The following is a 20,955-nucleotide window of genomic DNA, read 5'->3' on the forward strand; positions in this document are numbered from 1 at the left end:
ACTCATGGACGGATACGGCAGCCTGTTCGAACGCCTCAACGGCGACGCACAACTACGCAAGGGCAACAGCCTTGAGGCTTGTGCCATGGCGTCAGTGGCTGCCCATCTGGCCAAAATGCTCAGCACCCGGGCCGGCAGCGTGCAAACGCTGGCCGACTACGGGTTGCCCGATCTCAATGACATGCGCCTGAGCCTGCACGACTCGCTGAGTCAGGCCCGCCTGGCCATCGAAAACTTCATCGAAGCCTACGAGCCACGCCTGAGCAACGTGCGTGTCATTTCCCTGCCGCGTGACCACGATCAACTTCGCCTGGCCTTCAGTATCGAAGGCCTGCTGGAAGTCGAGGGTTTCAAGCGTCAGGTCAGTTTCTCCGCGCGCCTGGATGGCAGCGGTCAAGTCAAGGTCACCTAAGGAGATCCCCGATGTCTGGCAAACCCGCAGCACGCGTATCCGACCCCACCGCTTGCCCGCTCCCCGGCCACGGCACCAACCCGATCGCCGCCGGTTCCGGCGACGTGTTCTTCGACGGCCTCGCGGCCGCCCGCCAAGGCGATGTCTCGGCGTGTGGTGGTGCGATGGTCGGCGATCTTGCGACAACCGTGTTGATCAACGGCAAACCGGCTGCGACCGTAGGTTCGGTTGGATCTCACGGCAATAAGGTCACGGCCGGATCCGGGACGGTGATTATTGGCAATTCGCATACGCCGGCGCCGTTTGTGCCGCCGGAGCCGGTCATCATTCCTGGAATATTCAATCGTGTCTTTGAATTCAAAACCGCAGATGGAAGAACGGTTGAAAATTTAAACTACATCATGCGCTCTGATAGCGGGATTGAGAAAACAGGCTCAACGTCAACAGGCATGTCAGGTGGTTTTTCAACTGGAAAGACGGCAGAGCCTGTAACTATATATATTTCGGCGGACTAGTAGGTATGGAGACCGTAATCAACATCGATGGTGTCGCTTACACGTTTGTGACTCAGGACGAGGTGACTACACTTAAAGTTCTTACCGAAACAACTGAGAGCAAGGATACAAAGCCGAAGAAAGTTGACCTTCCGTTGGCCTGGATTATTACGCGAAAAAGTGGTGTGCCGCTCTTCGCCTTGAAGCCGGGTAAGGATGACTCTCCATTCAGAATTATCACTGCGGAGAAACTATACGCAGAAAAGGGTCAGTGGTTCGAACCGTTGGCCAGATATTATAGAGAGCTTGTCTGGATCAACCCGGAAACAACGCAGGCCGGATCAGAATCGCATGCGGCTTATAAACATGTTACTTGGCAGGAGCTGATCGACTTCGCAATCGTCGACCGGTTTTCATTCACTTTTCACTCTGGAATGCCGGGTGACTGGAAATTCCGTGCCGTGGGCGGTGCTGAGTTCTTGATGGTGTTCATGGAGGATAAACCGTATTGGACTGATGGCATTGGCCAGGTGCCGTTTGCGGTTAACACCTATAGAAAATATCTGCGAGAAACAAAGCAGGTAGAACTCGCAATAAAGCTGGCTGGTGAAACGGGTGTGACCTGGGGCGACGGCAAAGCCTATACCGGAGCAGAGCGAGGACCGAAAGACGTTTACGATAACTTCATCATATTGCGAGGGATATTGTGGGCAAAAGAAAACTGCAAGTTGGTTGTGAAAAAAGACACGGTATACGATAAAGGTATCCCGCACACAATTGAACTTACTGACGCACCTTATGTGCCTGTATCGAATGCGAAGTTAATAAATCCAATTTCGCAAGGCGATATGGATCAGTACGGGGCATGGAATAAATGAAAGCTCGTCGCTTAGTTGCCTGTATTCCACACCTGATAGTATGTGCCCTGTATATTCCTTTGCATAACTACGGTGTCGACGTATATATCGATATGTATGGCGGGTTGACATCGAGAGGTATCGGCATCGGTATGACGCCGGATCTAATGGTTCAGTATTTTGTGGTGATGAACGCTATAGCGTTTTTTGTCCCCAAGCTGAAATTAAAGGTCCTGTCTGTCTCATTAATGCTGGGACTTATTTTGTACTATTTTTTGCCTCACTACCCCGTCCGTGCGATGGCTTACACCTCGATGGGTGGTGTCCTGACTTTTGCGGCGATATTTGCTGGCCAATTGATTGATCGCGTTTTTTTTTCAAATCGAGAAGTTAAAGCATGACTGTTGGGCGTTATGGCCGACATTGCCCGCGGGGAGTTTCTTACCCGCATGAACTGTTCTGCTGTTTTTTTAAATGAGTTCCACTACCAGGCAGGTACCCCGTGTCCTTTAACCACTACTACCAAAGCGAACTCACCGCACTGCGCCAGCTCGGTCGCCGTTTCGCCGAGCGTAGTCCGGCGCTGGCGCCGTATCTGGGGCAGGCCGGGCGGGATCCGGATGTAGAGCGGTTGCTCGAAGGCTTTGCATTCCTCACCGGGCGCCTGCGGCAGAAGCTCGATGACGAACTGCCGGAGCTCAGCCATTCGCTGATGCAGTTGCTGTGGCCGAACTACATGCGCCCGCTGCCGGCGTTCAGCATTTTGCAGTTTGATCCGCTCAAGCGTTCCGGGCCGGCGCTGCTGGTCGAGCGCGATACGCCGATCGAGAGCAAGCCGATAGAAGACGTGCGCTGCCGTTTCCGCACCTGTTACCCGACCGAAGTGCTGCCGCTGGATCTGGCCGCGCTGAACTACTCGGTGAAGGGCGATGGCTCGCTGCTCAGCCTGCGCCTGGAAATGAGCGCTGACGGCCACCTCGGCGAACTGGAGCTGAGCAAGTTGCGCCTGCACTTTGCCGGTGAGCGCTACATCAGCCAGATGCTCTACCTGAGCCTGCTGCGCAACCTCGACGGCATCGAACTGATCCCGCTCGACGGCGCCGGCAAGCCGATTGATGGCGTCAGCGGCAAGCCGATGGCGTTCAAGATTCCCGGCGACCGGGTGAAACCGGTGGGTTTTGCCGAAGAAGAAGCGTTGATCCCGTATCCGCTGAACACCTTCCGTGGCTATCGCTACTTGCAGGAATATTTCGCCTTCCAGGACAAGTTCCTGTTCGTCGACGTCAACGGTCTGGACATTCTCAAGGCGCTGCCGGAAGACACCCTCAAGCAGATGCGCGGCCTCGAATTGCGTTTCGACATCCGCAAGAGCGGCATCATGCGCATGCGCCCGACGCTCGATAACGTGAAGCTGTTCTGCACGCCGATCGTCAATCTGTTCGAGCACGACGCGCTGCCGATTCGTCTCGATGGCAAGCAGGACGAGTACCTCCTGCTGCCGGCGGAATACGACCTGGAAAACTGCGGTGTGTTCTCGGTGGAAACCGTGACCGGCTGGAAACCCGGCGGCCTCGGTTATCAGGAGTACGTGCCGTTCGAGTCCTTCGAGCACGACCCGAGTTTCGATGTGCCCAACAGCCGTCCGCATTACAGCATCCGCCAGCGTTCGTCCTTGCTGCATGACGGCCTCGACACTTACCTGAGCTTCGGCATCCGCCACACCGAAGCCCACGAAACCCTGTCGATCGAGCTGATGTGCACCAACCAGAACCTGCCGAAAAAGCTCAAGCTCGGCGACATCTGCATGGCCAGCGAGCAGACTCCGGAATTCCTCAGTTTCCGCAACATCACCCCGGCCACGTCGAGCTTCGCGCCGCCGCTGAACCGTGACTTCCTGTGGAAGCTGATCAGCAACATGTCGCTCAACTATCTGTCACTGGCGGACGTCAATGCGTTGAAGGTGATTCTGGAAACCTACGACCTGCCGCGCTACTACGACCAGCACGCGGAGAAGGTCAGCAAGCGCCTGCTCGGCGGCCTCAAGCACATCAAACATCACCACGTCGACCGCCTGCATCGCGGTCTGCCGGTGCGCGGTTTACGCACCGAACTGACCATCGACCCGGAAGGCTATATCGGCGAAGGCGACCTGTTCGTCTTCGCTTCGGTTCTCAACGAGTTTTTCGCGCTTTACGCCAGTCTCAATTCATTCCATGAGCTGCGGGTAAAAAGCACACAGGGAGAGGTGTACCAATGGACACCACGTATGGGCCTGCAGCCCCTGCTTTAAGCGGGCTGACCAAGGTAATACGCGAGTACTCGCTGTTTCAGGCCGTGCTGCTGGTGATCGACCGGCTGCGCGAGGCACACCCGCATCTGAGCGAAGACGATCTGTACGACCAGGTCGAGTTCCAGGCCAACCCGAGCCTGGGCTTTCCGCGCAGCGACGTCGATCGCGTCGAGTTTTTCGAAGAGCACGGCAAGATGCGCGCGCGCATGCGCTTCAACCTGATCGGCCTGGTCGGCTCTGGTTCGCCGCTGCCGGCGTTCTATGGCGAACAAGCCCTGGGCGACAGCGAGGATGGCAACCCGACGCGCAATTTCCTCGACCTGTTCCACCATCGCCTGCAACGGCTGATGCTGCCGATCTGGCGCAAGTACCGCTACCGCGCGAGCTTCCAGAGCGGCGCGATCGATCCGTTCTCGGCGCAACTTTTTGCGCTGATCGGCCTGGGCGGCGACGAGATCCGCAAGGCCAAGGAACTCAACTGGAAACGCCTGCTGCCGTACCTCGGCCTGCTCAGTTTGCGCGCGCACTCGGCGGCGCTGATCGAAGCCGTGCTGCGTTACTACTTCAAGCACGAAGACCTGGTCATCGAGCAGTGCATCGAGCGCCGCGTGGAAATTCTCGACGAGCAGCGCAATCGTTTGGGCCGCGCCAACAGCGTACTCGGCGAAGACCTGGTGCTGGGGGAACACGTGCGCGATCGCAGCGGCAAATTCCGCATTCACATCACCGAACTCGACTGGCAGCGATTCCATGAATTCCTGCCGATCGGTTTCGGCTACCAGCCGCTCTGCGCGCTGGTGCGGTTCACTTTGCGTGACCCGCTCGATTACGACATTCGCCTGGTCCTGCGCCAGGAAGAAATCCGCGAACTGCGCATCGGTGAGCAGAACGCCTGTCGCCTCGGTTGGACCAGTTGGCTGGGCCGCGAAAAAGCGGACGGCGTGGTGACCCTGGGCAGCAAAATTCATTAAGGACGTGAGCCATGATCAACGTAGACCTGCAACAACTCATCCAGGCGCTGGACGCCGAAACCCGTCGTGATCTGGAACGTTCGGCCGAGCGTTGCGTCGCCCGTGGCGGCAGCAAGATTCTCGTCGAAGACTTGCTGCTGGGCTTGCTCGAGCGCCCGAACGGCTTGCTGTCGCGCGCGCTGCAAGATGCTGACGTCGACGCCGGTGAACTGACCGCTGCATTGCAATCGCGGGTCGAGCACAGCGCTTCGCGCAACCCGGTGTTCGCTCCGGAACTGGTGCAATGGCTGCAAGACGCGCTGCTGGTGGCCAACCTCGAGCTGGGCCAGACCCAGGTCGAAGACGCCGCGCTGATCCTGGCGTTGCTGCGCAACCCGATGCGTTATGCCGGCAGCCGCTATCAACCGCTGCTCGCCAAACTGAACATTGATCGCCTGAAAGAATTTGCCCTGTCGCAACAGGAGCAACCGGCGGCCAACGGCAAGCCGGCGGCGCAAGGCGAATCGCTGTTGCAGCGCTTCACCCACAACCTGACCCAACAGGCCCGCGACGGCAAACTCGACCCGGTGCTGTGCCGTGACGGCGCGATCCGGCAGATGGTCGACATCCTCGCCCGTCGCCGCAAGAACAACCCGATCGTCGTCGGTGAAGCCGGTGTCGGCAAGACCGCGATCGTCGAAGGTCTGGCCTCGCGCATCGCTGCCGGTGAAGTGCCACAAGTGCTCAAAGGCGTTGAATTGCTCTCGCTGGACATGGGCCTGTTGCAGGCCGGCGCCAGCGTCAAAGGTGAATTCGAGCGTCGTCTGAAAGGCGTGATCGACGAAGTCAAAGCCTCGCCGAAACCGATCATCCTGTTCATCGACGAAGCCCACACCCTGATCGGCGCGGGCGGTAATGCCGGCGGCTCCGATGCGGCCAACCTGCTGAAACCGGCGCTGGCCCGTGGCGAACTGCGCACCATCGCCGCGACCACTTGGGCCGAGTACAAGAAATACTTCGAGAAAGACCCGGCGCTGGCCCGTCGCTTCCAGCCTGTGCAATTGCACGAACCGACCGTGAGCGAAGCGGTGACCATTCTGCGTGGTCTGGCTCAGGTCTACGAGAAGAGCCACGGCATCTACCTGCGCGATGACGCGGTGGTGTCCGCTGCTGAATTGTCCGCGCGTTACCTGGCCGGTCGGCAACTGCCGGACAAGGCCGTCGACGTCCTCGACACCGCTTGCGCCCGCGTGCGCATCAGCCTCGCTGCTGCCCCGGAAAGTCTGGAGCGCCTGCGTGGCGAACTGGCTGAAGGCGGCCGTCAGCGCCAGGCCCTGCGTCGCGATGCCGAGGCCGGTCTGCTGATCGACCACGAAGCGCTGGAGGCACTGGAAGCGCGGCTGGACGAAGCCGAAAGCGAGATGGTTGCGCTCGAGACCCTGTGGACTGAGCAGAAAGAGCTGGCCGAGCGTCTGCTGGAACTGCGTCAGCAACTGGCCAAGGCCCGCGAGGCTGCAGCTGTTGAGCCGACCGTCAGCGTGGAAGAAGACGCCGAAGGCACCGTGATTGAAACTGTGGTCGCCGAAGTTGAAGAAGGCCAGAGCGTCGAAGCGCTGGAAGCTCAGCTGCATGGAACCCACGCCGCGTTGACCGCTGCGCAAGTCAAAGAACGCCTGGTCAGCTTCGAAGTGTGCCCGCGTCTGGTCGCCGAAGTGATCAGCGCCTGGACCGGTGTGCCGTTGGCGCAATTGGCCCGCGAGCACAACGCCAAGGTCGCCAGTTTCGCCACCGATCTGCGCACACGCATCCGTGGTCAGGAGCAAGCCGTGCACGCGCTGGATCGTTCGATGCGCGCCACCGCTGCCGGTCTGAACAAGCCTGATGCACCGGTCGGTGTGTTCCTACTGGTCGGCCCGAGCGGCGTCGGCAAGACCGAAACCGCGCTGGCCCTGGCTGACCTGTTGTACGGCGGCGACCGCTTCATCACCACCATCAACATGTCCGAGTTCCAGGAAAAGCACACCGTCTCGCGCCTGATCGGTGCGCCACCGGGCTACGTCGGTTACGGCGAGGGCGGCATGCTCACCGAAGCCGTGCGCCAGAAGCCGTATTCGGTGGTGTTGCTCGATGAAGTCGAGAAGGCTGATCCGGACGTGCTCAACCTGTTCTACCAAATCTTCGACAAAGGCGTGGCCAACGACGGCGAAGGTCGCGAGATCGACTTCCGCAATACGTTGATCCTGATGACCTCGAACCTTGGCAGCGACAAGATCAGCGAACTCTGCGAAGACGGCGCGCGGCCGACCGCCGAAGTGCTCGAAGAAACCATTCGCCCGGTACTCAGCAAACACTTCAAACCGGCGCTGCTGGCGCGGATGAAAGTGGTGCCGTACTACCCGGTGGGCGGGCCGGTGCTGCGCGAGCTGATCGAAATCAAACTCGGCCGTCTCGGCGAGCGCCTGAACCGTCGTCAGCTGGACTTCAGCTGGTGCCAGAACCTCGTCGATCACCTGTCCGAGCGTTGCACGCAAAGCGAAAGCGGCGCGCGCCTGATCGATCATCTGCTCGATCAACACGTGCTGCCGTTGGTGGCCGACCGTCTGCTCGACGCGATGGCGACCGGCGAGAGCCTCAAGCGTGTGCATGCCACGCTTGACGGCAACTCCAGCGTGACCTGCGAGTTCGTCTGAGGTGGGCGTGATGTTCACTCAAGTGCCGCAGCCACTGGTCTATGCCGAAGCGTTGCTGGCGCAGTTCGCCAGTCTGTCGCGGGCGGCGGACAGTGCTGCGCTGCTGGGTGAATTCGTCCGTGGCCTGGCCGAACTGAGTGGCTGCGAACTGACGCAGCTGTATCTGCTCGACGCCACCCACACCTGCCTGGGGATGAATGCCGAGTGCCTCGACGGCGCGCTGCAACCGCGTCAGGCGGCGAGCCTGCCGGCGGATTACAACGGCGAGCAACTGCTGCAATTTGCCCTGTGCCAGAACCGCGTGGTGTGCCTCGACGACCTGACCGGCAGCCTGCACGAAACCAGTTTTCTGCCGGCGACGAGCACGCCGTGGCAGTCGCTGTTGTGCGTGCCGCTGGTCAATCAGCACAAGTCGGTTGAGGGCTTGTTGCTGTGTGCCAGTCGCCGTCGCACTGACTTGCAGGGTTTCGCCGACTCCCTCGGCCAGCTCGGCTCGTTCGTGCTCGGTCAACTGCATCTGCTGCAACGCCTGCGTCAGCCAGCCGCCGAATCGGCCACCGCCACTCGCAGCGTGCCGAGCATCAGCGGCTACGGCCTGATCGGCAAAAGCGCGGCGATGCGCCAGACCTACTCGCTGATCAGCAAGATCCTCCACAGCCCGTACACCGTGCTGTTGCGTGGCGAGACCGGCACCGGCAAGGAGGTGGTGGCGCGGGCGATCCACGATTGCGGCCCGCGTCGCTCCCAGGCGTTCATCGTGCAGAACTGCGCGGCGTTCCCGGAAAACCTGCTGGAAAGCGAACTGTTCGGCTACCGCAAAGGCGCCTTCACCGGCGCCGATCGCGATCGCGCCGGGCTGTTCGACGCGGCCAATGGCGGCACGTTGCTGCTCGATGAAATCGGCGACATGCCGTTGTCGCTGCAAGCGAAGATTCTGCGCGTGTTGCAGGAAGGCGAGATCCGTCCGCTGGGTTCCAACGACACGCACAAGATCGACGTGCGCATCATTGCCGCGACGCACCGTGATCTGGCGGCGCTGGTCAGCGAAGGCAAGTTCCGCGAGGACTTGTACTACCGCCTCGCGCAGTTCCCGATCGAGCTGCCGGCCCTGCGTCAGCGCGAAGGCGACATCCTCGATCTGGCTCGACATTTCGCCGAGAAGACCTGCACGTTTTTGCAGCGTGACCCGGTGCGCTGGTCGGATTCGGCGCTGGAGCATCTGTGCGGCTACAACTTCCCCGGCAACGTTCGCGAACTCAAGGCACTGGTCGAGCGCGCGGTGTTGCTCTGCGAGGGCGGCGAGTTGCTCGCCGAGCATTTTTCCCTGCGCCTGGAAGCGATGCCGGAAGACAACAGCGGCCTGAATCTGCGCGAACGGCTGGAGCAGGTCGAGCGCACTTTGCTGCTTGATTGCCTGCGCAAAAACGACGGCAACCAGACCCTCGCCGCCCGCGAACTGGGCCTGCCTCGGCGCACGCTGCTGTACCGCCTCGGGCGCCTGAATATCAATTTGGGTGACTTTGATGGTTGACCTACAGCACTTCTTCGAACCCAACACATACCCTGTGGCGAGGGGATTTATCCCCGTCCGGCTGCGCAGCAGTCGCAGTCCGGCAAATACGGTTTCACTGAGAGACCGCGCTGGCAGGTTATGGGGGCGCTGCGCACCCCAACGGGGACAAGTCCCCTCGCCACGGGAGGTCGCCGTACCTCCAGGCTATGGCGCAAGGCCCCGATCTAGAGGCTTCGAGCCCACCTCAAGAACTTATTTCAGCGCCGCCCGCAAGGGTCGGCGCTTTGTGCTTTGTCTACACCTGGAGACCCTCTGATGTCTGTTCGTCACTGGCACGCTGTCCTGCTGACCCTCGTCGTTCTATGCGGCCTTGGCGGCTGTAGCGGCAATTACAAATTCAACGACAACGACTATCGCCCGTTGGGTGATCCGCAAGCGGTCAATCGCGGCAAGTGACCGCAAGGAGCATCAAACATGGAATTGGTTTTCGAAATGCTGAACACCAAGCAGTTCGTGCCCACCGAGCTGTGCCAGCGGACCTTCAAGCAGGCCGGCGGCGTGATCGGGCGCGGCGAGGACTGCGACTGGATCATCCCTGACCGCAAGCGGCACCTGTCCAATCATCACGCGATTGTCAGCTACCGCGAGGGCTCGTTCTTCCTTACCGACACCAGCAGCAACGGTGTCCAGGACGGCAGCAGCGGCGCGCGCCTGCACAAGGGCGAGCCGGTGCGCATCGAGCACGGCAGCACCTACATTCTCGGCGACTTCGAGATCCGCGCGCGGCTGGTCCGTGACCCGGCGACCTTCGACGGCGAAGTCGGCCGTCCGCGTGCCGCTGGCAGCATCATTCCGGATGACGCGTTCCTCGACCTCGACCCGCTCAATGCCCTCGAACAGCAAGAGCGCGTCTACTCGGAAATCGACGAACTGCTGTCGCCCACCGCCAAGCCGGAAGACTCCCGTCAACGTGCCGACTACGCGCGCATCGACATGGAAAGCCTGATGGTCCCGGAGCTGATCGCCGCCCCGGTCGAGCCTGAGCCGGCGCCTGCACCGAAAGCCGTCGAGCGTCAGAGCGAAGGTTTCTGGGAGCACTTCGGCGCGGCGCTGGGCGTCGACGTCAAAGGCCTCAGCCACGACGAACGCGAAGCGCTGGCGCTCAACGCTGCGCGCCTGCTGCGCCAGAGCATCGGCGGTTTGCAGCAGAGCCTGCGCACCCGCTCCGAGCTGAAAAACGAACTGCGTCTGGCGCAGACCACCGTGCAAGGCACCAACAAGAACCCGCTGAAATTCGCCGTCGATCCGAGCGAAGCACTGCAGATTCTGTTGCAGCCAAGCAAGCCTGGACACCTGCCGGCCGAGCAGGCGATCTCCCGTGCATTCCGTGATTTGCAGGCGCACCAAGTGGCTTTGCTGACCGCCAGTCGCGCCGCTGTGCGTGGCACGCTGGAGCACTTCTCGCCGGAGCAACTGACCCTGCGTTTCGAGCGCGACAGCAAGCCATTGATTGCAACATCGGGTGGGCGCTGGAGAGCGTTCGGCCGCTATCACCAGGCACTGCGTCAGGACGAAGACTGGAGCGAGCGTCTGCTGGCCCGCGACTTTGCCCAGGCTTACGAAGAACAGATCCGCCTGATCTCCACCCTCCACACCGACCACCAAGGATGATGCGCATGTCTCGCCGCTCGACCGCTTTTTTCAAGACGCTGACTGCGCTCACCGTGCTGGTGCTGCTTGCCGGTTGCTCGTCGCTGTCGCCGTACTCGAAAGTGACCAAGATCAATCTGAAACTGACCGGCAGCGATCAGCTCAACCCGGACCTCAACGGGCGGCCGTCGCCGATCGTCGTGCGTCTGTTCGAACTCAAGCACCCGGTGACCTTCGAGAACGCTGATTTCTTCAGCCTCTACGAACGCGCCAAGGAATCCCTCAACCCGGATCTGGTGGCCAGCGAAGAACTCGAACTGCGCCCGGGTGAAACCGTGGAACTGAAACTCAGCGTGGAGGAGGGCAGCCGTTACGTGGGCATCCTTGCTGCCTATCGCGACCTGCCGGATACGCAGTGGCGCCACACCGTGCAGATCACTCCGCTGGAACTCACCGAGGCTGATCTGACACTCGATCAGGCCGGTATCCGCAATACCCAACAAGTGCTCGCCAAGGCGGATGACTGATCATGAACACCCATAAAGTCATTTGGCAGGAAGGCATGCTGCTGCGACCGCAGCACTTCCAGCACAACGATCGTTACTACGATCACCAGATGAAAACCCGCACGCAATTGCTCGGTGGCTACACCTGGGGTTTTCTCAATCTGGAAATCGACTTGCAGTTCCTCAACATGGGCAAACTGGTGATCAGTGAAGCCTCGGGGATTCTGCCGGACGGCAGCCTGTTCGAACTCGGTGGCAACACTGAGCCGCTGGCGCTGGACGTGCCGCCGAACACCGGCAACACGCCGATCTATCTGGCGCTGCCGCTGGTCACCGGCAACCACATCGAGGCCCGGCGCCCGGAGCAATCCGACGTGCTCGCGCGCTACACCGCGTATGACGCCGAAGTCGCCGATTCCAACGCCGGCGACGATTCCGCCAGTCAGGTCAGCTGCGGCCGCCCGGACTTCAAACTGTTGCTCGGCGAGCAGCAGAGCGATCAGGCCTACGTGAAGCTGAAAATCTGCGACGTGCTCGACACCACGCCCGACGGCGTCATCAGCCTCGACCCGGATTTCGTCCCGACCTACATTCAGGCCCACGCCTCCAGCTACCTGCTGTCGTGCCTGAAAGAAGTGATCAGCATGCTCAGCCACCGTGGCGACACCATCGCCGAGCGGATTCGCTCCAACGGCAAGGTCGGCGGCGCTGAAGTCGGCGACTTCATGATGCTGCAACTGATCAACCGTACCGAACTGCTGCTGCGCCATTACCTCGGTCTTGAGCAGGTTCACCCGGAAGAGTTGTACCGCACGCTGCTGACCATGCTCGGCGATCTGGCGACCTTCTCCGGCGAGAGCAAACGCCCGCGTCTGGACAGCCGCTATTCCCACGCCGATCAGGGCGCAAGCTTCCGCAAACTGATGGAAGCGATCCGTCAGGTGCTGTCGATGGTGCTCGAACAGCACGCCATCGAACTGATCCTGCAGGCGCGTCAGTACGGCATCATCGTCTCGCCGTTGCACGATCACAAACTGCTCGGCTCGGCCTCGTTCGTGCTGGCAGCCAGTGCCAACTGCGACTCCGAAGAACTGCGTCAGCGTTTGCCGCAGCACCTCAAGGTCGGCCCGGTGGAGCGCATCCGCCAACTGGTCAACCTGCACTTGCCGGGGATCAAGGTCAAACCGTTGCCGGTGGCACCACGGCAGATCGCGTTCCACTCGAACAAAACCTATTTCATTCTCGAACTCAGTTCCGAAGACCTGGCACAACTCGAACGCTCCGGCGGTTTCGCGTTCCACGTGTCCGGCGAATTCGCCGAGCTTGAACTGAAATTCTGGGCCATCAGGAACTGACCGACATGATCAAGGAAACGGATTACAACCAGGACGACAAAACCGTCCTGCTCGATCGTCAAGGCCACGGACCGGCATCGAGTCCGCTGACCGACTTCGCCGCGCCGCCGCGTTTCGAGCAACTGGAAGAACGCATGATCTACGCCGCGCGCCTGCGTCCGGCGGAGGCGTTCAACATCAGCCTCAACTCGCTGGTCGCCGCTTCGTCCGACCTGCTCTCGGAAGTGGTGCGTCTCAAGCACAGCGAGACCCGCGAAGACCTTTACGCGCTGAATGAGCGGCTGACCGCCGGGCTGAAGTTGTTCGAAGTACGCGCCCTGCACAACGGCGCCGAAAGCAGCCAGGTGATGGCCGCGCGTTACGTGCTCTGCACCGTGGTCGACGAAGCCGTCGTGACCACGCCGTGGGGCAACGAAAGCGAGTGGTCGCAGATGAGCCTGCTGAGCAGCTTCCACAACGAAACCTTCGGCGGCGAGAAGTTTTTCCAGCTGCTCGATCGGCTGTCGAAAAACCCGGTCAAGCACCTGCCGATGCTCGAACTGATGTACCTGTGCCTGTCCCTCGGTTTCGAGGGCAAGTACCGCGTCCAGGCGCGCGGCATGCTTGAGCTTGAAGGCATCCGCGACGCCTTGTACCGGCAGATCCGTCAGTTGCGTGGCGACGTGCCGCGCGAGTTGTCGCCGCACTGGGAAGGCCTCAACGATCAGCGCCGCAACCTGGTGCGCATCGTGCCGGCGTGGATGGTGGTGCTCTTTACTCTGGTCTGCCTGGTGGTGATGTATTCGGGCTTCGCCTGGGTCCTGAGCGAACAACGCGACACCGTTCTGCATCCTTATCAGCCGCTTGATCCAGCCGCGGTGCAACCGCAGGCGCAGCCGTAAAACAGGGACGTGTGATGAAAAAGTTTTTCAAGAAAGTCGGCGCCTTCCTGCGCCAGACCTGGGTCTGGACTCTGCTGCTGGTGCTGTTCGTGGCGCTGCTGGTGTGGTTCGTCGGCCCGTTGTTGGCGGTCGATGATTACAAGTTCTGGGAAAGCGCGACCTCGCGCCTGCTGACCATCAGCGTGCTGTTCCTGATCTGGGGCCTGACCATGGTCTTCGTCAGCTGGCGCGCGGGTATCCGCAAGAAAGCCGAGGAGGAAAGCGAGGACGGTCAGGACCGTATCCGCCGCGAAGAGCTGATCGACGAAGAACAGAAAGAGTTGAAAGCGCGTTTCAAGGACGCGCTGAAAACCCTGAAGACGTCGAGCCTGTATCGCGGTCGCAGCGAGCGCTGGCGCAGTGACTTGCCGTGGTACCTGCTGATCGGTCCGCAGGCCTCGGGTAAGACCAGCCTGCTGGACTTCTCCGGTCTGGAATTCCCGATCAACAAGATCGACCGCAAGCTGACCCGCGACACCCTCGGCACCCGTCATTGCGACTGGTATTTCGCCGATCACGGTGTCCTGATCGACACCGCCGGGCGCTACACCACTCAACCGGACGCGGAAGTCGACGGCAACGCCTGGACCACCCTGCTGGAACTGCTGCGCAAGCGTCGTCGCGGCCGTCCGTTGAACGGCGTGCTGGTGACCATTCCGGTGGAAACCCTCACCGGCGGCAGCGAGCAGGACATCGAGACCCTCGCGCGCCAGGTGCGCAGTCGTTTGCAGGACGTGCATCAGAAACTCCACGTCGATGTGCCGGTGTATCTGGTCCTGAGCAAGGCGGACAAGCTGCTCGGCTTCGACGAATTCTTCGATCAACTGACCCGCGAAGAAAGCGATCAGGTGCTCGGCACCAGTTTCCGCAAGGATCAGGTCGGCACCGACGTCACGGTCCTGCGCAACGAGTTCGAAGAGCTGCTGCGCCGCCTGAACAGCCAAGTGATCATGCGCATGCACTCCGAGCGCGACACTCAGCGCCGTGGGCGCATCCTCGACTTCCCGCATCAGTTGGGGCAGATCGGCGAGCGTCTGTGCCTGTTCGTCGACATGGCGTTCACCGGCAACCGTTATCAGCGCGCCACGCAACTGCGCGGTTTCTACCTGACCAGCGCGCCGCACCTGACCCAGGAAATGGATTCGACCACCGCCGGCATCGGCGCCAGCCTGGGCATGAACGCCGGCGTACTGCCGACCCTGCGCAGCGGCCGTTCGCGGTTCATTCATCACTTGCTCAGCCAGGTGATTTTCCCCGAAGCCGATCTGGCCGGTCTGGACAAGCGCGAGCGCAGCCGCATTCATTGGGGCCAGCGTGCGCTGTATGTCGGCGCTCTGGCGGCGCTGGCGCTGTTCGGCATGCTTTGGGCCGGTGGTTTCTCGGCCAACTACGAGCGTCTGGAAAACCTGCGTACGCTGGCGCAGAGCTGGACCCAGCAACGCTCGGCCGTGACGCCGCGCGATGACGCCATGGGCGTGCTGAAAGTGCTCGACACCAGCTACGCCGCGACCCAGGTGTTCCCGAGCAAGGGCGACGTGTCGTACCACGAGCGTGGCGGCCTGTATCAGGGCGAAGAGATCAACCCGGTGGTGAAAACCGCCTACGAGCGTGAGCTTGAAGCGCAGTTGCTGCCACGGGTGGCGACCATGCTCGAAGGGCAGATCCGCGCCAACATGAAGGATCGCGATCGCCTGCTCAACAGCCTGCGCGCGTACCTGATGCTGAACATGAAGGATCGTCGCGACGCGGCGTGGCTCAAGGACTGGGTCGCCACTGACTGGTCGCAGCGCTACACCGGCAACACCGCGGTGCAGAACGGTCTGAACACGCACCTTGAGCGCTTGCTCAAGCAGCCGTTCATCTACCCGCTGAACGATCAACTGGTGACGCAGGCGCGTCAGGTCCTGCGCAGCGAATCGTTGGCCAACGTGGTTTACCGCATGCTCCGCGAGCAGGCGCGCAACCTGCCGGACTATCGCTTCAGCCAACACCTCGGCCCACAAGGCTCGTTGTTCATCGGCACGGAATACGTGATCCCGGGTTTCTACACCCAGCAGGGTTATCAGCAGTATTTCTCGGTGCAGGGCGCGGCTCTGGTCACCGATATCCTGCGTGACAACTGGGTGCTGGGCGAAGGCGCGGGCATCAGCGACATGGACTTGCGTCGCCTGATGGTCGAACTCGAGCAGCTGTACTTCCGCGACTACGCCAACTACTGGAGCGAAGCCGTTGGCCAGGTCGCACTGCCACCAATCAGCGACGCTGGCGAAGGCGCCGAGCAACTGGCGGGCCTGACTTCGGCCAACTCGCCGGTCCTCGCATTGCTCACCGAAGTGCGTGAAAACACTCGCTTCGAAGCCGCGGCTGATCCGGTCGATGAAGCCGGCGAAGCTGCCGATGCGCTGGCCGGACAGAAAGGCAAACTGGGCAAGGTCGGCAAACTCGCCGCCGCTGCCGCCGACAAGGCTTCGGCGCTGAACGTGGCGAAGAACCTGCCGGACACCGCGAAGAAATCCCTGCAACGCCGCTTCGAACCGCTGCATCGTCTGCTCGATGACAACAACGGCCCGGGCGCTGACCTGACGCCAGCGTTCAGCGCGCTCAACGACCTGCAACTGCAACTGGCCGGTCTGGCCCGTTCCAGCACGCCGGAGCAAGCCGCATTCGAGATGGCCAAGACGCGCATGAGCGGCCAGCGTGATGCGCTGACCAACCTGCGCAATGCCTCCGGTCGTCTGCCGCGTCCGCTGAGCGTGTGGTTCAACGTGCTGGCCGAGGACTCGTGGCGCCTGGTGCTCAACGATGCCTATCAATACCTGAACGGCCGTTATCAGAACGAGCTGTACAGCGTGTACGGCAAAACCATCAGCAAGCGCTATCCGTTCAGCGCCAGCAGCACCAGCGACGTGGCGATCAGCGACTTCCGCGAGTTCTTCCGTGCTCAAGGTACCGTCGACCGCTTCTTCGACAGCTACATGCGCCCGTTCGTCAGCGGCGATCCGGGCAACTACCGCATGCGCAGCGTCGACGGCCACAGCCTGCCGGTATCGAAGGTCTACCTTGATCAGATGGCGGCGGCGCAGACCATTCGCCAGAGCTTCTTCTCGATCAACCCGGCCGAGCCGACCGTGCAGTTCAAGCTTGAGCCGTACACCCTCGATCCGGCGGTCAGCCGTTCCGAATTCAAGTTCGGCGACAAGACCATGGAATACCGCCACGGCCCGATCCTGCCAATGACCTTCAAGTGGCCGACCGATGCTGAAGACGGTCGCACCAGTCTGGTCATGGACAAGATGGCAGGGCGTCCGATCGGTATCGAGAAAAACTCCGGCCCATGGTCGCTGTTCCGTCTGTTCGACCTGATGCAGACCGAGTACCTGAACGGTCGTGACGTGCTGGTACTGAAAGCGGACGTGGGCGGCCTGCGCGCCAACTATCTGCTGACCAGCCAGCGCACGCCGAACCCGTTCGACATGGGCGTGCTGCGCACCTTCCGTATGCCGGTGCAGCTCTGATGCTGGTGGCCAGTCCCTGGCGCAGCGCGGCGCGTACCGACCCGGGCAAGGTGCGGGCGCGCAACGAAGATGCCTTCCTCGACTCCCCGCAGCACGGGCTGTGGGTGGTCGCGGACGGCATGGGCGGTCATCAGGGTGGCGACATCGCCAGCCAGTTGATCGTCGCCAGCCTGGCTGAGTTGCCGCAACACGAGGATTTCGACGAACGTCTCAAAGCCATCCGCCAGTGCCTGCACTGGCTGAACCGGCGACTGGGGCAAGAGCTGACGGTCACCGCCGGACGTCACGACAGCATCATGGGCAGCACCGTCGTCGCGCTGCTGGTGGAAGGCAATCGCGCGGCCTGCATCTGGGCCGGTGACAGCCGTTGCTATATGTGGCGCGGGCAGCGGTTGTATCAGCTGTCCAAGGACCATTCGCTGCAACAGCAACTGATCGACGAGCAGCAAATGAGCGTCGAACAGGCGGCAGCGCACCCGGCGGCTCAGGCACTCACCCGAGCCGTCGGCGCCGCCGACACACTGACACTGGATGTGCTTGAACTCGAGGTCTATCCGGGCGATGTGTTTTTGCTCTGCAGCGATGGTTTGTATCAGGGCCTGAGCAGCGATGCCCTCGGCAACGCCCTCAGCCTCAGCGCGCCGCACGTGGCGCTGGAACGTTTGTTCGACGGCGCTCTGCGTGGCGCCGCGCGCGACAACCTGACTGCCGTGGTGATCCGCCAATGAGTGAACTCGAATCGCCCATCGATGACCTGCTGATCAGCGAAGAACAGGCCAGCAACCTGACCTACTTCGCCTTCGCCAAGGGCAACAAGGCCGAACCGCTGCTGGCGCCGACCAAGGCCAGCATCCTTGCGCTGCCGGATGTACTCGCCGGTCGCTACCACCTCGAGCGTCTGCTCGGGGCCGGTGGCATGGGCGCCGTTTACCGGGCGCGGGATCTGCTGCACGAACAGTTCGGCGATCCCGACCCTTACATTGCGCTGAAAATCCTCAGCGAAGAACTTGCCGAATCGCCGGATGCCAGTGCCTTGCTCTACAGCGAGTTCGCCCTGACCCGACGCCTGCGCCACGACAACGTCGTGCGTGCGCACACCTTTGAAGTCGACACCGACTGCCAGCGGGCCTTTATCACCATGGAATACATGCGTGGCCTGACCCTGGACAAATTGCTCTGCGAGCGGCCCCTCGGCCTGCCGTGGCAAGAATTGCGCGACATCGTCCTGCCGCTGCTCGACACGTTGGCCTACGCCCACCGTCGCGGCGTGCTGCACGGTGATCTGAAACCGAGCAACGTCATGCTCAGCGAAGACGGCCTGCGCCTGTTCGACTTCGGTCTGGGGCAGGCAGAGGAGGGCATCTTGCCCGGCCTGCCGCACCTGAGCCGCGAGCGCTTCAACGCCTGGACCCCGGGCTACGCCGCCCCCGAACTGCTTGAGGGCCAACCGTTGTCGGCCAGCGCGGACGTGTACGGCGTGGCCTGCGTGATCTATGAACTGGCGGGCGGCAAACACCCGTTCCGCCGCTTGCCCTCGGCCCAGGCCCGCGACGAGCATCTGGAGCGCGAACTGCGCGCCCCAGCGAATCTACCCCAGCACGGCTGGCAAGCGCTGCGAACCGCGCTGAGCTTCAACCCGGCAGAACGCACCATCACTGCCCAACAATTGCGTGACGCCTTGGGCGCCACTTCGTCCTGGCTGCAACGTCTGCGACTTCGGGCGTAACGGATGACATTCGAACAGGGAGCACACGATGTTCAACTCAGCTAACGAAACCCACTTCAGCCTCAAGGTCGAAGACTACGTCGGCGACCTGCAAGTGCTGTCGTTCACCGGCACCGAAGGCATCAGCCAGGCGTATCGCTTCGACCTCGAACTGGTCAGCGAAAACCCCGATCTGGACCTCGAACAACTGCTGCACAAGCAGGCGTTTCTGGCATTCGATCCACAGGGCTCGGGCATTCACGGGCAGATCTACCGCGTCGCCCAGGGCGATGCCGGCAAGCGCCTGACCCGCTACAAAGTCTCGATCGTGCCGCAACTGCAATACCTGCATCACCGCACCAACCAGCGCATCTACCAGCAGATGTCGGCGCCGAAAATCATCGCGCTGATCCTCGAAGAACACGGCATCAAGAGCAACGCCTACAGCTTCCAGCTCAGCCAGCCGTGCCCGGATCGCGACTACTGCGTGCAGTACGACGAAACCGACCTGCATTTCGTCCAGCGCCTGTGCGAAGAGGAAGGCATTCACTACCACTTCCAGCACAGCGAAAAGGCCCACCTGCTGGTGTTCGGCGACGACCAGACCGTGTTCCAGAACTTGGGGCAGCCAACTGCTTATGTGCAGGGCAGCGGTATGGTCGCCGACGAGCCGGTGATCAAAGCTTTCAAACTGCGCCTGGAAACCCGCACCACGCGCACCACGCGCCGCGACTACGATTTCGAAAAACCGCGCCTGCGAATGGAAGCCGCGTACAAACCGGACGGCAACAGCACTGAACCGGATCTCGAAGACTACGACTACCCCGGCCGCTTCATCGACCGCGCGCGCGGCAAGTTCCTCAGCCAGCGCGCCCTCGAACGCCATCGCGCCGACTACCGCCAGGCCGAAGGTCGCGGCGACCAGACCAAACTGGTCAGCGGCCACTTCATGGAAATGTCCGACCACCCGCGCAGCGAGTGGAACGACCTGTGGCTGCTCACCGAAATCTTCCACGAGGGCAAGCAGCCGCAAGTCCTCGAAGAAGGCGTGACCAGCGACACCACCGACAACAAGGACGACTTCCACCAGGGCTACCGCAACACCTTCCTCGCCACCCCCTGGGACGTGTTCTACCGCCCGGCCCTCGAACACCCGAAACCGCGCGTACTCGGCAGCCAGACCGCCATGGTCACCGGCCCCAAAGGCGAAGAAATCCACTGCGACCAGTACGGCCGCATCAAAGTGCAATTCCACTGGGACCGTGAAGGCCTCGCCGATGACAAAACCAGCTGCTGGCTACGCGTCTCCAGCTCCTGGGCCGGCGACCGCTACGGCGCCATCAGCATCCCGCGCATCGGCATGGAAGTCCTCGTCACCTTCCTCGAAGGCGACCCCGACCAACCGCTGGTGACCGGCTGCCTGTACCACAAGGAAAATCCGGTGCCGTACGCATTGCCGGCGAACAAGACTCGCAGCGTGTTCAAAACGCTTAGCTCACCGGGTGGCGGTGGGTACAACGAACTGCGCATCGAAGACAAGAAAGGTGCGGAGCAGATCTACATTCATGCCCAGCGGGATTGGGATGAAAACGTTGAGCATGACCAGAAGATTCGGGTCGGTAATGAACGTCACGACACAGTGGTGAAGAACACCTACACCGAGCTGAAAGCCGAGGAACACCGCACGACGATTTCCGACCGCAAGATTGAAGCGAAGCTGGATGATCACCTGACGGTTGGGCAGAACCAGCATGTGAAGCTGGGGACTGCGCAGCTGACCAGTGTGGGGAAAGAGATTCACCTCAAGGCTGGGGACAAGATTGTTATTGAGGCGGGGACAGAGCTGACCATTCTTGGGGGTGGGAGCTTTATCAAGCTTGATGGCGGTGGTGTGACCGTGGTTGGGCCGGTGATCAAGATCAATGCGGGTGGTTCGGCTGGTTCCGGCACCGGGATCGGGATTAAACCGCCGGTGCTGCCGGGGGCGGCGGATAAGGATAAGGCGGGGAGTTTGATGGATCAGGCGTTGGGGAATGCGGTGCCTCAGAAAGCTGACCGTCGACCAATGCGAATGATCAGGTTCTCTGGTTGACCGTCA

17 protein-coding genes are annotated in these 20,955 nt (G+C 61.4%); all 17 read left to right on the plus strand.

What is annotated here, in order from left to right; all coding sequences use genetic code 11:
- The first annotated feature begins 4 nt into the window (after nucleotides 1-4).
- The 17 genes from tssE to D8U82_RS06960 all read left to right on the plus strand — a co-directional run bounded on the left by tssE (nucleotide 5) and on the right by D8U82_RS06960 (nucleotide 20,949).
- On the plus strand, nucleotides 5-412 hold the full coding sequence (tssE, locus tag D8U82_RS06875; RefSeq protein WP_007920274.1) for a type VI secretion system baseplate subunit TssE: 408 nt from the start codon (nucleotides 5-7) through the stop codon (nucleotides 410-412).
- An 11-nt stretch (nucleotides 413-423) separates the two neighbouring features.
- Nucleotides 424-927, plus strand: coding sequence for a PAAR domain-containing protein (locus tag D8U82_RS06880; RefSeq protein WP_076564582.1), 504 nt, complete (start codon nucleotides 424-426; stop codon nucleotides 925-927).
- Between the two features lie 5 nt (nucleotides 928-932).
- Nucleotides 933-1,784, plus strand: coding sequence for a hypothetical protein (locus D8U82_RS06885; RefSeq protein WP_016772501.1), 852 nt, complete (start codon nucleotides 933-935; stop codon nucleotides 1,782-1,784).
- On the plus strand, nucleotides 1,781-2,164 hold the full coding sequence (locus D8U82_RS06890; RefSeq protein WP_110599800.1) for a hypothetical protein: 384 nt from the start codon (nucleotides 1,781-1,783) through the stop codon (nucleotides 2,162-2,164). The genes D8U82_RS06885 and D8U82_RS06890 overlap by 4 nt, the downstream gene beginning before the upstream one ends.
- 101 nt (nucleotides 2,165-2,265) lie before the next feature.
- Nucleotides 2,266-4,053, plus strand: coding sequence for a type VI secretion system baseplate subunit TssF (tssF, locus tag D8U82_RS06895; protein ID WP_039757337.1), 1,788 nt, complete (start codon nucleotides 2,266-2,268; stop codon nucleotides 4,051-4,053).
- The gene (tssG, locus tag D8U82_RS06900; protein WP_056790879.1) at nucleotides 4,017-5,024 is read left to right on the plus strand and encodes a type VI secretion system baseplate subunit TssG; all 1,008 of its coding nucleotides are present in this window, start codon (nucleotides 4,017-4,019) and stop codon (nucleotides 5,022-5,024) included. Before tssF ends, tssG begins: the two co-directional genes overlap by 37 nt.
- Nucleotides 5,025-5,035: 11 nt before the next feature.
- The gene (gene tssH, locus D8U82_RS06905; RefSeq protein WP_130901933.1) at nucleotides 5,036-7,693 is read left to right on the plus strand and encodes a type VI secretion system ATPase TssH; all 2,658 of its coding nucleotides are present in this window, start codon (nucleotides 5,036-5,038) and stop codon (nucleotides 7,691-7,693) included.
- Between the two features lie 10 nt (nucleotides 7,694-7,703).
- Nucleotides 7,704-9,224 (plus strand): sigma 54-interacting transcriptional regulator, encoded by a 1,521-nt coding sequence (locus D8U82_RS06910; RefSeq protein WP_122705536.1) that lies wholly within the window; start codon nucleotides 7,704-7,706, stop codon nucleotides 9,222-9,224.
- A gap of 297 nt (nucleotides 9,225-9,521) precedes the next feature.
- Nucleotides 9,522-9,662 (plus strand): hypothetical protein, encoded by a 141-nt coding sequence (locus D8U82_RS06920; RefSeq protein WP_003229566.1) that lies wholly within the window; start codon nucleotides 9,522-9,524, stop codon nucleotides 9,660-9,662.
- Nucleotides 9,663-9,680: 18 nt separating this feature from the next.
- A complete protein-coding gene (gene tagH / locus D8U82_RS06925; RefSeq protein WP_130901934.1) occupies nucleotides 9,681-10,877 on the plus strand; it encodes a type VI secretion system-associated FHA domain protein TagH in 1,197 nt (398 codons plus the stop codon).
- A 5-nt stretch (nucleotides 10,878-10,882) separates the two neighbouring features.
- On the plus strand, nucleotides 10,883-11,383 hold the full coding sequence (gene tssJ / locus D8U82_RS06930; protein ID WP_016772509.1) for a type VI secretion system lipoprotein TssJ: 501 nt from the start codon (nucleotides 10,883-10,885) through the stop codon (nucleotides 11,381-11,383).
- Between the two features lie 2 nt (nucleotides 11,384-11,385).
- Nucleotides 11,386-12,717, plus strand: a complete 1,332-nt coding sequence (tssK, locus tag D8U82_RS06935) for a type VI secretion system baseplate subunit TssK (protein ID WP_016772510.1) — start codon at nucleotides 11,386-11,388, stop codon at nucleotides 12,715-12,717.
- Nucleotides 12,718-12,722: 5 nt separating this feature from the next.
- The gene (gene icmH / locus D8U82_RS06940; RefSeq protein ID WP_016772511.1) at nucleotides 12,723-13,598 is read left to right on the plus strand and encodes a type IVB secretion system protein IcmH/DotU; all 876 of its coding nucleotides are present in this window, start codon (nucleotides 12,723-12,725) and stop codon (nucleotides 13,596-13,598) included.
- A 14-nt stretch (nucleotides 13,599-13,612) separates the two neighbouring features.
- Complete coding sequence (gene tssM / locus D8U82_RS06945; protein WP_130901935.1) at nucleotides 13,613-17,152, plus strand: type VI secretion system membrane subunit TssM; 3,540 nt, start codon at nucleotides 13,613-13,615, stop codon at nucleotides 17,150-17,152.
- Nucleotides 17,152-17,880 (plus strand): PP2C family serine/threonine-protein phosphatase, encoded by a 729-nt coding sequence (locus D8U82_RS06950; protein ID WP_041476618.1) that lies wholly within the window; start codon nucleotides 17,152-17,154, stop codon nucleotides 17,878-17,880. Before tssM ends, D8U82_RS06950 begins: the two co-directional genes overlap by 1 nt.
- The gene (locus D8U82_RS06955) at nucleotides 17,877-18,878 is read left to right on the plus strand and encodes a serine/threonine-protein kinase (RefSeq protein WP_130901936.1); all 1,002 of its coding nucleotides are present in this window, start codon (nucleotides 17,877-17,879) and stop codon (nucleotides 18,876-18,878) included. Before D8U82_RS06950 ends, D8U82_RS06955 begins: the two co-directional genes overlap by 4 nt.
- A gap of 28 nt (nucleotides 18,879-18,906) precedes the next feature.
- A complete protein-coding gene (locus tag D8U82_RS06960; RefSeq protein WP_130901937.1) occupies nucleotides 18,907-20,949 on the plus strand; it encodes a type VI secretion system tip protein VgrG in 2,043 nt (680 codons plus the stop codon).
- Nucleotides 20,950-20,955 lie beyond the last annotated feature (6 nt).

The sequence above is a fragment of the Pseudomonas sp. Sample_23 genome (genome assembly GCF_004307595.1).
GTDB classification, from domain to species: Bacteria; Pseudomonadota; Gammaproteobacteria; order Pseudomonadales; family Pseudomonadaceae; genus Aquipseudomonas; species Aquipseudomonas atacamensis.

What these genes read in the sequence shown, in the direction of transcription:
- tssK (WP_016772510.1), top strand. Translation starts at nt 11,386, where the DNA reads ATGAACACCCATAAAGTCATTTGGCAGGAAGGCATGCTGCTGCGACCG.
- tssH (WP_130901933.1), top strand. Translation starts at nt 5,036, where the DNA reads ATGATCAACGTAGACCTGCAACAACTCATCCAGGCGCTGGACGCCGAA.
- tagH (WP_130901934.1), top strand. Translation starts at nt 9,681, where the DNA reads ATGGAATTGGTTTTCGAAATGCTGAACACCAAGCAGTTCGTGCCCACC.
- D8U82_RS06920 (WP_003229566.1), top strand. Translation starts at nt 9,522, where the DNA reads ATGTCTGTTCGTCACTGGCACGCTGTCCTGCTGACCCTCGTCGTTCTA.
- D8U82_RS06960 (WP_130901937.1), top strand. Translation starts at nt 18,907, where the DNA reads ATGTTCAACTCAGCTAACGAAACCCACTTCAGCCTCAAGGTCGAAGAC.
- D8U82_RS06890 (WP_110599800.1), top strand. Translation starts at nt 1,781, where the DNA reads ATGAAAGCTCGTCGCTTAGTTGCCTGTATTCCACACCTGATAGTATGT.
- D8U82_RS06955 (WP_130901936.1), top strand. Translation starts at nt 17,877, where the DNA reads ATGAGTGAACTCGAATCGCCCATCGATGACCTGCTGATCAGCGAAGAA.
- tssM (WP_130901935.1), top strand. Translation starts at nt 13,613, where the DNA reads ATGAAAAAGTTTTTCAAGAAAGTCGGCGCCTTCCTGCGCCAGACCTGG.
- D8U82_RS06950 (WP_041476618.1), top strand. Translation starts at nt 17,152, where the DNA reads ATGCTGGTGGCCAGTCCCTGGCGCAGCGCGGCGCGTACCGACCCGGGC.
- tssJ (WP_016772509.1), top strand. Translation starts at nt 10,883, where the DNA reads ATGTCTCGCCGCTCGACCGCTTTTTTCAAGACGCTGACTGCGCTCACC.
- tssE (WP_007920274.1), top strand. Translation starts at nt 5, where the DNA reads ATGGACGGATACGGCAGCCTGTTCGAACGCCTCAACGGCGACGCACAA.
- D8U82_RS06880 (WP_076564582.1), top strand. Translation starts at nt 424, where the DNA reads ATGTCTGGCAAACCCGCAGCACGCGTATCCGACCCCACCGCTTGCCCG.
- icmH (WP_016772511.1), top strand. Translation starts at nt 12,723, where the DNA reads ATGATCAAGGAAACGGATTACAACCAGGACGACAAAACCGTCCTGCTC.
- D8U82_RS06910 (WP_122705536.1), top strand. Translation starts at nt 7,704, where the DNA reads ATGTTCACTCAAGTGCCGCAGCCACTGGTCTATGCCGAAGCGTTGCTG.
- D8U82_RS06885 (WP_016772501.1), top strand. Translation starts at nt 933, where the DNA reads ATGGAGACCGTAATCAACATCGATGGTGTCGCTTACACGTTTGTGACT.
- tssG (WP_056790879.1), top strand. Translation starts at nt 4,017, where the DNA reads ATGGACACCACGTATGGGCCTGCAGCCCCTGCTTTAAGCGGGCTGACC.